Origin of the sequence: Domibacillus tundrae (assembly GCF_000970675.1) — a bacterium.
Classification (GTDB): Bacteria; Bacillota; Bacilli; order Bacillales; family Domibacillaceae; genus Domibacillus; species Domibacillus tundrae.
Genome location: NZ_LAJA01000001.1, coordinates 201162 through 214668, shown reverse-complemented (window position 1 = coordinate 214668; position 13507 = coordinate 201162). Strand labels below are relative to the sequence as shown.

The 13507-nt window shown below is 43.4% G+C and carries 8 protein-coding genes; 4 read left to right on the top strand and 4 right to left on the bottom strand.

From position 1 onward, the window contains the following. Positions 1 to 92: 92 nt before the first annotated feature. Together VQ00_RS01015 and VQ00_RS01005 are read right to left on the bottom strand one after the other, a co-directional pair. A complete protein-coding gene (locus VQ00_RS01015) occupies positions 93 to 1385 on the bottom strand; it encodes an ABC transporter substrate-binding protein (RefSeq protein WP_046178276.1) in 1293 nt (430 codons plus the stop codon). A gap of 453 nt (positions 1386 to 1838) precedes the next feature. Next, positions 1839 to 2867, bottom strand: coding sequence for an oxidoreductase (locus VQ00_RS01005; RefSeq protein WP_046178274.1), 1029 nt, complete (start codon positions 2865 to 2867; stop codon positions 1839 to 1841). Between the two features lie 163 nt (positions 2868 to 3030). On the opposite strand from VQ00_RS01005, the gene VQ00_RS01000 reads away from it, so the two are divergent. The 4 genes from VQ00_RS01000 to VQ00_RS00985 are packed head-to-tail and all read left to right on the top strand — an operon-like array spanning position 3031 to position 7462. Further along, positions 3031 to 4647 carry a diguanylate cyclase gene (locus VQ00_RS01000; RefSeq protein WP_046178273.1) on the top strand — a complete coding sequence of 539 codons (1617 nt, stop codon included), beginning with the start codon at positions 3031 to 3033 and terminating at the stop codon, positions 4645 to 4647. Next, positions 4644 to 5690 carry a HEAT repeat domain-containing protein gene (locus tag VQ00_RS00995; RefSeq protein WP_046178272.1) on the top strand — a complete coding sequence of 349 codons (1047 nt, stop codon included), beginning with the start codon at positions 4644 to 4646 and terminating at the stop codon, positions 5688 to 5690. Before VQ00_RS01000 ends, VQ00_RS00995 begins: the two co-directional genes overlap by 4 nt. Next, positions 5690 to 7087, top strand: a complete 1398-nt coding sequence (locus VQ00_RS00990) for a glycosyltransferase family 2 protein (RefSeq protein ID WP_046178271.1) — start codon at positions 5690 to 5692, stop codon at positions 7085 to 7087. Before VQ00_RS00995 ends, VQ00_RS00990 begins: the two co-directional genes overlap by 1 nt. Positions 7088 to 7108: 21 nt before the next feature. Then, entirely contained in the window at positions 7109 to 7462 is a 354-nt protein-coding gene (locus VQ00_RS00985) for a response regulator transcription factor (RefSeq protein WP_046178270.1), read from the top strand. Positions 7463 to 7505: 43 nt separating this feature from the next. Here VQ00_RS00985 and VQ00_RS00980 read toward each other — a convergent pair whose 3' ends face one another. Together VQ00_RS00980 and VQ00_RS00975 are read right to left on the bottom strand one after the other, a co-directional pair. Continuing rightward, complete coding sequence (locus VQ00_RS00980; protein WP_052728250.1) at positions 7506 to 10625, bottom strand: hypothetical protein; 3120 nt, start codon at positions 10623 to 10625, stop codon at positions 7506 to 7508. After that, on the bottom strand, positions 10626 to 13478 hold the full coding sequence (locus tag VQ00_RS00975) for an ATP-binding protein (protein WP_046178269.1): 2853 nt from the start codon (positions 13476 to 13478) through the stop codon (positions 10626 to 10628). Positions 13479 to 13507: the final 29 nt, after the last annotated feature.

Sequence of the window (13507 nt, the reverse complement as noted above, 5' to 3'; positions counted from 1 at the left end):
TGTAAAACCTCATTTCAGGTGAATTTGTGTAAAGAAAAAGATAACAGCGTGATGGAGCCTGTTATCTTTTCCGTTTTCAGATGGCTCGTTGGTTACTTGGCAAGTTTCGCCCATTCGTCTTTTGATGCTTGAATCGCTTCATCCCATGATGCTTCACCCGCAAGGTACTTCTGCAAGTTTGCGCCTAGCACATCGCCCCATCCAGTTGGATAGCCAAGGAATGTCCAGCCGCGTGTGTTTCCTTCTTGTGCATATTCATAAATTGTTTTAGACAACGGATCAGAGATTTTTTCTGTATCGTAGCCATCGTAAGCAGGGATAAATTTGAACTGTGTTAATACTGCTTCTTTTCCAGCGTCAGATGTATACAACCAGTCTAGGAATGCTTTTCCTGCTTCTTGTTCTGCTTCATCTGCTTTTGCATTAACTGTCCAGTACTGTGGAACACCAACCGGCATTTTCATTTCGCCGTCAACCGGAATTGGCATGATGCCTACGTTTTTGGCAAGTTCAGGATCCATTTGCTCAATTGTTGGGTATACCCAGTTCCCTTGCTGGATCATAGCTACTCGGCCTGTTGAGAATAATTCTTCCACTTGCTGTGAGTAATCAAGACTCACAACGGGCTGCACAGAGTATTTGTTTTGAAGATCAATGTACGTTTTGAATTGATCCGCTTTTGTAAATGGAAGCTCTTTTGAGTTAAAAGCATCTAAAGCGCTATCATTGAAGTCAGCTGATGTAAATGCGTTGGAACCGTGGTTTCCATCTACCCATTTTTCTTTTGCAGCCATTGCGAAGACACCGTCAAGACCAAGCTCGTCCTTTTTGCTGTCAATCGTTTCGGCCGCTTTTGTTAAATCTTCAATTGACTTGATTGATTCCGGATCAACACCCGCTTTTTCAAAAACCGTTTTATTGTAAACGAATCCGTAACCTTCCTGGTTAAATGGAAGACCTAATACTTCTTCGCCTTCCGTTACTGTGTCAAGCGTTCCTTCAAGCGCTGCGCCAGCCGCTTTTGTATCGCTCAAATCTGTCAAACGATCACGGTAGTCAGCCACACCTGTCGGACCGCCGATGTTAAAGATTACCGGCTCATCACCAGATGAGAATTTCGCTTTTATGGCTGACGCGTAATCGTTTCCGCCGCCCACTGTTTCGACGTTAATGTCCACATCCGGGTTTTCTTCTTCATATTGTTTCGCAAGTTCTTCAAACTGCTCTTTAAACTCTACTTTAAACTGGAAAACATCAACAACTGTTTTGTCGCCGCTGCCGCCGCCAGAATCGTTTGATGAACCACTATCTTCTTCAGCTGTTGAGCAGCCAGCAAGACCTAAAAACAATGCGGATGAAAGTACAAATGCTTTTTTCTTAAACATGTCATCTACCCCTTTGCAGTCTTTGATTTAGGTTGAAAACAGTAACCGTTTTCAACTTCTGAACATACTATAACACCGCTTTCATGCAAACGTCAACACTTTTTAAGAAATCGTTTGCACATTTTTTGTAAAGCCTTTCATTACTGTTATGACAGTATTTGTTTTCCTTGTATATACAAAGAGTTATGCGGATTTTTCGCGCAAACGATTGCTCTCTTTTTCACAAACAAAAGGCAGCCTGGAGCGGCTGTTATTCGATCTATGAATCTTGAATGTTTGCTCGTGCATTCTCTCTTTTTTCCCTTCTTTCCGATACTTTGTCGCAACCGGCACCTCAATGGTTCTGGTGCGTGCCTGCTCATCGGGCAAAGCCTTTTTCATTCCCTGAGGCGGGAGTCTTCTCGCCCAAAATCGATAAAAAAGATGTCTCCTCATAAGAGACACCTTTCCTTCTTATATTTCAATTGTCCGCTTTTCCCGGCTGCTTGCGAGAGCCGCCTCAATGATCCGAATCGTCATGACTCCTTCTTCGCCTGCCACCGGGCACGGCTTCCCATGGCGAACACATTCATAGATACCTTTATAGTAATGACGGTAATCGCCTGGAAGGGTCACGATTTTTTCGCTTCCGCTGCTCGTATAAAGCGTTCCATATTGATCAAGTGGATCCATGCCCCAATCGGCGCCATCCGGCCGACGCCCTTCTAACAATTCACCCTCCTGCGGGTCTTCTCCTTTTTTCATAAACGTGCCGAGGGTGCCGTGTACTTTGTATTTCGATCCTTGTTCAAAAGTGATCATGCTGCTATGCAAAATCACCCGTTTGGATCCATATGCGAGGATAAGATGAAAATAATCATCAACCACTGCATTCGGACGCTGCTTTTGGATGTCCGCTGTGATACTGTCCGGCATACCGAACAATGACAATGCCTGGTCGATTAAATGAGCGCCGAGATCGTAAAGGATTCCGGAAGCAGGTTTGTTTTCCTCTCGCCAGCCATTTGAGATGATTGGTTCAAAGCGGTCGTAATGTGCTTCATACACATAAATGTCGCCAAGCCTTCCTTCATCCATTAACTTTTTAACCGTTAAAAAGTTTCCGTCATAACGACGGTTTTGAAAAACGCTCAGCACCACGTTGTGTTCTTTTGCGCAGGCTGCAAGTTCCTCTGCTTCCTTTAATGTCGGTACCATCGGTTTTTCCACAATGACATGTTTTCCTGCTTCAAGTGCTTTTTTCGCCAGATCAAAATGCAGGCTGCTCGGGGTCGTCACAACGACCAGCTCTACATCTGTCCGCGCCATGATATCCTCTATTTCTCCTGCCACATCGGTATTCGGCAAATCCTTTTTCACTTTTTCTTCATTAGAAGACAGAACGCATACAACGGTAAACTCCTCCATCTCGTCTAAAAAAGGTGCATGAAAAGTAGAGCCTGAAAAACCATATCCAATGATTGCTGTACCGATTGAGCTCATGTTTTCGTCTCCTTTGTTTTCTGTTCATTTTTTAACACATTTCCCGATCCTTTTCTTATTCAAACGAATCATGTTCAATGTGTTCGACGTAGTGATACATATAGTATAATAGGATAGAATAAAAACAGAACCTTTTCACTACTTTTGAGGGGATTGACTTATTATGTCTCGAAATGATTACCGAGCAATGCTTTCTAAGCGGATGGAAAAGGATTTTTCCAGCTGGTTTGATCAGGAGCATATCCAAGAACGGGATTTGTACCGCTTTTTACATACGATGAAAGGAACCGCCGGTACAATCGGAATGGACGAGATGTCTTCTTTTTGTACCACGCAGCTGGAAAACCTTTCTGAAACAAGCAGTGTCTTAATTTCAGTTCGTTCGTTAAAAAACTTTATTTTGCTGATGCGAAATTTTTTTCGCGAAGAAGAAGACGCTGCTATTTTAGAAGTGGAGCAGATTGAGGAAGTCTCTGTTTCGATTGAAGAAAACAGCTCTTTTATTTTAGTGATTGACGATGATGTAGAGTTTGCTTCATTCATAAAAGAAACACTCGAAGAAAATGGGGTTCAAGTGGTCATTGCGTTGACCGGCAAACGGGGCGTAGAGTTGTTTTACACCCTTCAGCCTCATATGGTCATTGTGGATGTGCAGCTGCCGGATATGAGCGGCTTTGATATATTAACACAAATCGGTGATATTGCCAGAAGCCGGTATGTACCTGTTACATTGATTAGTGTTGACGGAAAAATTGAAAATCAAATACGGGCGCTTGAAATGGGCGCCATGGATTTTATTCCAAAGCCGCTTGATATAACAGTTTTTGTTCCGTACATTTTAAACCGGCTGAAAAATAAATTTGCGATTTGGCAGTCTGCCTTAACAGATGAACTAACCGGTGCAGGAAATCGGCGGCAATTCACGCAAACTCTTTCACAAATGTCTTCTTTAGCCGAACGAAAGCGGCACACCTATACGCTTGTCATGCTGGATTTGGATTACTTTAAAAAAGTGAACGATCGGTATGGGCATCCTGCCGGCGACGACGTTCTCCGGATCTTCAGCTCGCTTGTTTTAAAAATGAAACGGGAAACCGATTATTTCTTTCGGTATGGCGGAGAAGAATTCGCTTTAATTCTCGTTGATACAACGCCGCAAGAGGCTGTCGTTTTAATTGAGCGGATTCGCTCAAAAATGGCTGAGATTACTTTTACTGTGCCGCCCTTTGACCCGTTTTCTGTAACGTTTTCTGCGGGAGCGTCCGAATATCGCATTAATGAAGCGACGGTTTTAAATGAAGCGGACCAAGCACTGTATAAAGCAAAGCGAAATGGCCGGAATCAGTCGGTTATATACGAAATCGACAGCGGTGATGTAAAGCGCCATTTGAATATTATGATTGTCGATGACGATTTGCTCGTGCGAAAAATGTTGTCGAAACAATTCTCAGGCTGGAAACCGAATGAAATTGATGTCGTGATTCATGAGTACCTGGATGGCATCTCCTTTTTAGAGTCCGACTGGTACAAGTCGGATGAAAATTACATGATTCTTTTAGATGGCATTATGCCAAAAATGGATGGGATGGAAGTGCTTACCAATATTCGCAAACAATTTCCGGATGACAACATTGTCGTATCGATGTTGACGGCACGGACAAATGAAGCGGATATTGTATTGGCTTTAAAAAGTGGAGCTGATGATTATATTGTAAAGCCATTTCATCCGCAGGAAGTTGTCGCGCGGGTGCAGCGCCTCACAAAGAGGATGTTTAAATGACCATTTATTTTTTTCTTCTGATGATCGCGTTTCTTTTTCTTTTCCAAATTGCGCTTCTTTTCTATCTAGTCATTCGCAAAAAAAAGCGGCAGCGCTATGAAGAAGAAATAGAAAGCCAGTATAACCATTTAACCGAACCTTTCAGTTCCTATATTATCGAACCTTCCGACGTGCGCTTTCTATATGCCATCCGGTCTACCCGACATCAGGCAGTCGTATTGGAACGATTATTAAATGGCTATGTTGCGTTCACAAAAGAAGCGAATATTTCACCTTTAGTCAAACAATTGTCTGAAGAATTTTTAACAGAACCCTACAGCCGAATACTTGGCCAGCGTAATTGGGCGAGACGAATAAACACACTGCATTACATTGAAGATTTCCATATGGCTTCCCTGTCTCCTGTTTTATTCGAGCGGCTTACCGCTGCCAATAAACTAGACGTTGAAACACAGCAGCTCATTCGGACGCTTGCTTCACTAGATGAAACAAAGGTTAGTAAAGAGTTAAGCCGGTTTCCAAATGTGCCAATCCGGCTGTATGTCGATGTCTTTAACCGCTTGCAGAAAGAAGGCACCGTGAAGGAAATCCAGTCTGCTCTTGACGGCACAGATGTGACATTGAAATATGCTGCACTTGTCTTTATCGGACAGTCCGGTGCCATGTCTTTTCTCCCTGCTGTTGAAAAAGAGCTGGAAAGTTCTCATGCTGAGACAAGGATTCAAGCTCTCAAAACGTTGTTCCGGCTGGAGTATATGTCAGATCCTGATTTGCTTGCACCCTTTTTTGAATCATCGATTTGGACGGAGCGCATGTTTGCTGCACGTATAGCTGGCATTTTGCAGTTTTCCCGCTATAAAAAAATATTGAGCACGCTGCTGGGAGATTCTGTTTGGTGGGTCCGTTATTCTGCGGCTGAAGCATTTACCCACTTTTCAGATGGCGATGTCATTCTTGCTCATTTGTCCGAAAACCACTCTGATCGTTACGGGCGGGATATGGCTGCACAGTGGCAGATCTATCGACCGGGGGGTGCCAATTAATGAATGTATTTTTCCTTGTTCTTTCTTATGTAATTATTGCTTATATGCTGTTTTCCAGCTTAAGTTATATTACTCTTTTTTTACTGGCCTTTCGGAAAGTGTATCGCGAAAGTGAATTAGATCCCCGTGAAGCAACAGAGGACATAGCAGGAAACGACCGGACATTTCCCGTCTCCGTGCTTGTTCCTGCTTATAATGAAGAAGTCGGGGTTGTCAGTACAGTGCGCTCCCTGCTCGCTCTTGAATATCCTGAAAAAGAGATTATTGTGATTGATGATGGGTCCAAGGATCAAACTTCAGCTCGGATGATTGAGGAATTTCAAATGATAGAGATTCCCTATGCTGTCCGGACTTATTTGCAGACTGCTGATATTAAAGCCATTTACCAATCGTCTGTTTTCCCCTATATCCGCCTTATCAAAAAGGCCAATGGCGGAAAAGCAGATGCACTGAATGCAGGCATTAATCTATCATCGTACCCTTACTTTTGCGCCATTGACGGCGATTCAATCCTTGAAAATGATGCGCTTTTAAAAACAATGAAGCCGATTATTGAATCAGATGGCCAGGTTATTGTAACAGGTGGTTCTGTGCGGATTGCAAACGGATCGACCATTTCAAGAAGTAAAGTGGAAACGATTAATCTGCCAAGTCATCCGCTTGTCCTTATGCAGATTATTGAGTATTTCCGTGCCTTTTTGATTGGCCGGCTGGCGCTAAGCCGGCTGAACATTTTGCTGATTGTTTCCGGTGCTTTCGGTGTTTTTCATAAAGAGCGGGTCATCCGCGCCGGCGGCTACAATAAGAAAACAGTTGGCGAAGACATGGAACTTGTTGTTCGTCTGCACAGATTGCTGAAAGAAGAAAAATCAAAGCAGCGAATTGAGTACATACCGGACCCTGTTTGCTGGACAGAAGCACCGGAATCGCTCGAGGTTTTACGGTCGCAGCGCATCCGCTGGCAGCGCGGTCTGTCTGAAACGCTCTGGACGCATAAAAAAATGATGCTCAATCCTTCCTATGGATCGATCGGGCTGGTATCGATGCCTTATTTTTTATTCGTTGAATTGCTTGGGGCCATTTTTGAGTTTTGCGGTTATTTTATTATTTTCGGCGGCTTCTTTTTTTCACTGATTGATCCGAAAATTGCCGGCCTTCTGTTTTTAGTGACTATTTTTTACGGGTCTCTTATTTCTGCGCTTGCCGTACTTTTGGAAGAATTGACGCTTCATAAATATCCAAAAGTTTCTCATTTGGTTCGGTTATACGGCTGGGCGCTGACAGAGACATTTTGGTACCGGCCGCTTATGGTCATTTGGCGGATCCAGGGCATTTTTGCGGCTTTCCGAAAGAAGCAGCATTGGGGCGATATGAAACGAAAAGGAATCTCAACTTAAACCACATGGAGGTGGGCTGAATTGAAAAAGATTTTAGTAGCGGATGATGAAGAAATTTTACGCATGCTAATTGTGGATACACTGGAAGACGATTTTGACATTACAGAAGCAGAAGACGGACAAGAAGCATTGCATCATATTCAGACACAAGCACATGACTTGATCATCCTGGATTACATGATGCCACACTTTACGGGAATGGAAGTGCTGGAAACCATTCGCAAAAACGGAGTTTCCACACCCGTTTTAATGTTAACGGCTAAAGCTCAGGAAGCAGACCGGGAACTGGCGATGTCGCGCGGAGCCGATTATTTTATGGCAAAGCCCTTTAGCCCGATTGAATTAATGTCACTTGTTCAAAGCATTCTTGACTAAAAAACGGACAGCTCTGTTGAGGAGCTGTCCGTTTTTCTAGTTATTAATCTTCTTGTTCGAAGCGCTTTTGAAGCATGTAGTACGATGGCTTCAGCCGTTCCCTTGATAAGGTCTCATTGTCCCATGATTCCCATTCGTACATATTCATCTCTGGAATAGCGTTCTCTGAGGAATCGGGCACTGTGAATTCTCCTGCAAAAGAAGCTGCAATGCCAATACCTTCAATTGTTTCTTCTGCTTCCATTCCTTCTTTGAAAATATCCCCTGTAGCTTTTAAGCTGCTTGGATCTTTCACATTCAATAACAGCCATGGAATACGGATTTCAATGTTTCCTGATTTTTGGTCGACATAATAATCAGCTAGAGAGTCATAATCAGGTGATTTTGGATTACTGTTGCCAAACCGCATAACACCTGTTTCATAGTAATCAAACGGCAGCACTTCCCCTGTATCAGGACGGGTAATTTCTTTATTTAACGCCAATCGGATCGGGTTTAACTTGCCGCTGTTATTCATCGGTCTTTGCGGCGCTGGTTTTAACATTGGTACACTAAATCCGTACTGATACATAAAAGTATCATAATAGGCATCGACCTGCAGTGTTCCTTTTTCCCGGCTGTCGAATGATAGAACAAATTCCGGTTCGTTTGACTGGAACGATAGATCGCCAAACTTCTTGCTTCCGATAGTCGGATGAACATCAAAATAAAGTGTTGGCATCCGCCCATTCACTTCTTTCGATCGGATATAAAGGTAGCGTTCATCATGCGTCACATAAAGATTATCTTCCTTCTCATAGAACGGCTTAACCTCTTCCCAGTCGTTGACGTTTCCGTCTGTTTTCACAAGCAGCCGGTCAAAGCTCATCAAGCCAAACTGCTGCTCATTCGTCTGGGCATTTGACCAAAATGGACGCCGGTCCGGATCATCGAGATCCATTGTGTTCCATGTTCGCTTAAACCACTCATCCTGCCATGTAAATACAAGACCGCCCATCATCTTTTCCGCTAAAATATCATCATACAGGTGAATCAGTCCTTCACCCTGCTGCTTTTCGCTCATAAAGCCTTGATTTAAGCCAAACGCATTTCGATGGGTCATGCCGCGGGAAGCAGGGATGCCAAACTCTGCAATCAGCACCGGCATGTTATGCGCTGCGCGAAGATCATGCAAGTATCCGGCATAGCTGTTGTTTTCACCGCGTGAATCTTTGTATGTTAAATACTTTTCTTCTAAATTTAAAAAGTCAGGATAATACGGATACACATGGTAAGAAGCAAACATCTCGGTATCCCTTTTCGGCTTGATCGTATTCGGATTAACTGATACTAAATCTTCCTGCTCCTGCGGCTCAGCAGGGTGTTCCAGCAAATCCGTCGTTACCCAGTTTGTAAAGCTCATCGGCCTTGTCCACTTGTACGTATCGGCCTCGTATTTCATCATTGAATCCATTTGTTCGGCCAGCCAAATTTCCATCGGTTCGGCTTGTTCTGTCCGGACAAACTCCCCTTCGTATTGAGCAAGGCCCGCATATTTTGTTTTCATATTATCAACCATATACGGATACCATTCGATTCCAAGCACCCATCCGATCACATAAGGCGATATATCCGCCCGGTACACACCTGACGCATGACCTGTTCGTTGTTCAATATCCCCATTGCCGTGAATCACATCGGCAACTCGTTTCATTTCAGACTGAAACTCCTCCGTAATTTCTGGCGTGAACGCATCAAGAGTTTCCTCTAAAGGCTCTTCGTCGACCCAGACACCATGCAGCACATAAATCGGCTTGTCATGTTCCTCATTATATCTCTTTAATGCGTTGTAAAAACCGGGTGGATGAATTGTATAAACGCGAATTACATTGGCATTCATTTCACCGATCTGGATCAGCCAGTCATAGTACTCCGATTCTGAAATGGCGGCTTCTCCCGGAAAAGCGCCCGGCTTGCCCATACCGATGTTTACGCCTTTGGCCGTTATCGTTTTCCATTTGCCGTCTTCAAACACATCAAACCGATCGCCATTTAAACGTGCTGTGTAAGAAAGGCCGTTTTTCTCTTCCACCGGAACTGCCGCCGCTTCTTTTTCTGCCCTTTTCTCCATGGCCAATACGCCTTTCATAAGCGGCACATACGTTTTCCAGAAAAATGCCTGCTCCGGATAAAGAGAGGATGGTGTAATCAGCGCACGCATAGAAGCAAAACCGGCATATTTATAAACGAAAGAGACTTCTGCTGTATCCGCAAAATCTCCTGCGAAATAAAATAAATCGGACTGTTCATAGGAATGGTGAATCACCGCCGGGAATGACAGCGGAATGCCTTCCTTTTCTACTGCCGCTTTTCCCTTTTCTGATAAATCCCATTGGTAGTTTGCTAGAATATCATTTTCGTTGTCCGGTATGGTTATATCAAACCAATACGTGTACGGGGCTCCTTTATCAAGACCCGTTATGCGTTTTCCTTCCTCCGTAAAATTCATCGTTAATTGCGTATCGTTTACCTCTCCCGCTTCATCTGAAAGCACAATCACTTTTTCTTTTTCTTCGTTTGCGAGAACAAAACCGGCTCCTTGAAACGCCCATTTTTCCCCGCCAGATTCATAAAGCGGTAATACACTGGCCAGCTCCTCGTTTTCTCTGTTCAAATCCTTAAAAACACGGCCGGTCCAGCCAGTTGGCTTTGTATGAAGAAAAGAAGCCATGTTGTTTTTTACATCCGCTTTTGTCGGAGAAGCGAATGTATTGAATTCCATCACAAGCGTCGTCGAATGATCGGCTGTTTGCTGCTTGATCGCTTCCCACTCTTTCATTTGGAGGCCGCCATACACTAAATCTTCATTCTTGTCGTACACACCGTATGTGTCGGCTACATAAATAACGTCGGCGTCTTGAAGGCTTTCAGGCAGCGCTCTTTCTTTTATTTCTTTTTCGGGAAAGTAGCCATAATAGTCGTTCTCCCCGCCAAAAGTGTCAAAGCGCAAATGCTTTAGCACCCAGGCGAGGGCCCGGTGCTCTCTCTTGTTATCCGTGGGAACCGTCTTATCTAAAATGACAACTTTTTCTTCTCTTGTATCGCTAAGCTCCCATATCATTCGGGGCAGGAAAAGCAGAAGAAGGATGCCCGGCAGTATCATCCACTTTTTATTTATTTGCATTTAATCAGAACCTCTCTCCGGATAGAAAATAATACCCTGCTGCATTGGCTCAGTTAAAAACCCAAGGACGGCTTCGGACAACTGGTTAGGCGGATACGGTTTCGTTAAATAATGATCAATTTGATTTAGTTTTTCTGCTTCTTCGCTCTGGTCAAGTGCAGAAGAAATAATGATCGGAATGTCCCTGGTTTCTTTTTCTTCTTTTAAAAGTCCTACTAAATCCCATCCATTCAAATCGTCACCGAGCATTATATCAATGACAATGCCCACAAGCCGCGTTCGTTTTGCTTCTTCAAAGGCTTCTGACGGATTCAAGTGATAGATAACCGTAAAGCCATTCATTTTTAGCTCTTCTGATAAAAGAAGAGCCAGGCTCACATCATCCTCAACTATCATAACAGACGGACTGTTTTCTCTTCCTTCCTCACGAATCACCCGGCTCTTTCCTGATGAAAGAATCGGCAATGAAAAACGGACTGTTGTTCCTTTTCCCTCTTCTGACTCGATTGTAATCATTCCATTGTGCCTTTCGATAATCTCGCGGCAAATCGCCAGCCCCAGCCCTGTTCCACCAATTTTTCTGCGTGCGCTATTATCAATGCGCTGGAATTTATTAAACAGCTTCGGTAAAGCTTCGGCTGGAATACCAATGCCTTCATCCTGTATTGATACAATGACCTCATTCTCTTCATTTGAAAGAGTCACCGTCACATGGCCGCCATCTGGTGAAAACTTCATTGCGTTGCCAAGAAGATTGGTCAGCACTTGGGCGAGACGCTCTTTGTCACCTTCAACCCGGACATTTGCCGCTTCATCTACTACGACAATCGGGTGACTGCTTTCTAAACGGAAACGGGCTACAGCTTCAACCGCTATCTCATTGATCTGCAATTCTTCCATTTGATAAGCTTGACTGCCCGCCTCCATTCGCTGTAAATCAAGGAAGTCATTGATTAAGTTTGTCAGTCTTTTCGCTTCTTTGTAAATCGTTTCTAAGTATTTTTTTTGTTTTTCCGGCTTTAACTGCTTATGAAGCAGCAGTTCTGTAAAACCGAGAACACTTGAAAGGGGTGTGCGGAGTTCATGGCTGACAGTGCTGACCAGCTCCGTTTTCATTTGATCCACTTCATATTCTTTCGTAATATCACGATGAACAAAAATAGTTCCCGTCTTTTCTCCTTCAATTAAAACCGGGGCACTGTATACATCAATGACCTGTTCTGAAGGTTCTAAAACTCTATACCGATATTCATAGACACCGTGCTCATGTTTAGATATACATTTTTCCAGAAATTCTCTCATTTTTGGCGGATCATCGGTTTGACTGGCCAGCCGATCAATCCACTGTCCTTTTTCGACCGCTGCATCAAGCGGCACATTGCCGCAATTAAGAATCGAGCAAAGCGCTTCATTTCGCTGCAGCATCATGCCATCGATCCCAACAAATTGAATGCCCTCATTAATGTTGTTCACAATCCGTTCATTTAATATCCGTTCCCCTACATTACGATCATATAACTGAATGCGTTCAATCGCTAAATAAATTCGATTTAACAAACCAAGCAAGTCTTTCTGCTCTTCCAAGGAAAAAGCACGCCCAATTCTTGAACCGCCGAATAAAGCGGCCATTTGTCCGTCTGCATTGTGCACGCCTGCAAAATAGTCATTTACGTAGACGGTTTCCGAAGCAAGTCCTTTTTCATGAAGGGCTTCTCTTGTTAACGCAAAGAACGGTTTTTCCTTTAAACGCTGGTCTATATATTCCGTCCGGCTGGCTGAAAACTCCTCAAACATCGTTGTCGTCATGCCTTTAAGTGCATGCTCTCCACTATCCCGAAGCCAAAACATCCCCAGGTCCAGCTGATAGACATTATCTAAATACTCCAGCACACTGTCCGCAAGCTCCTGCTTGTTAAGCGAAAAGGAAAGAACATGATTTAAGTCGTTGTAGCGCTCCAGCCGTTCTTTCGTTTGTTTTGTTTCACGAAGCGAATCTTCAATTTTCGTTTGATGCTCCTGCAATTCTTGCTGCTGCATAATAAGCTCTTCATTTTGCGCCATTAATTCCTCTTCTTTTTCTCTTATAGTCCGGATCATGGACCCGAACGAAGAAAACAACACACCTATCTCATCATTTCGATTGACCGGCAGCAAGGAAAAGTTTTTTCCGGACGTGAAATCATCCGCCACTTTTCTCATATGTTCAAGCGGTCTTACAATCTCTTTCATCATGCGCCAAATTAAATAGGAAATAAACAAGAATAATAGAAAGATAAAGACAATCATCACCAGTGTGAATTGATTGGCCTGCTGAAGCATTTCTGCGGATAGAGCTTCTAAATCATCATCAATATCCGTTTTATATTGCTTTGCATAGGCCATAAATTGGTTCACCGAATCGGTCAGGCCGCTGCTAGAAAACTTGCGAAGCGCCTCATAATCATCTCTTTCTACCATTTCAATCACGGCAGGCAGTGATTCATTTTCATAGGCAGCCATAAATTCAGTAAGCTCTTGTGTTAATTGTTTTTCTTCCATATTTAAATGAATGTTTTTTAATTCAGTGAGTGCATCGTTTACTTGTTCAATATCTACATACACCTGCTCAAGCTCTTCATTATTGCGAAAAGCCACATACCCTCTTGCCCGAAAAAACATATCATTTAGCGAATCCCGCAGTGTCTCCAATTTCACCTGCTTATCATATAACGCTTCTTGCTTTGACATCAATTCTTCTTGTGAATGTTTCATATAAACAAAGGCACCAGCCCCTGCTGCTGTTAATAAAAATAAAATGGACAATGATAAAAGTAAATAACGGCGCCGAATGCCGGATGTTACAGCTTCTTTCATGCCTAATCCTCCCTTTCTATTCCATATTT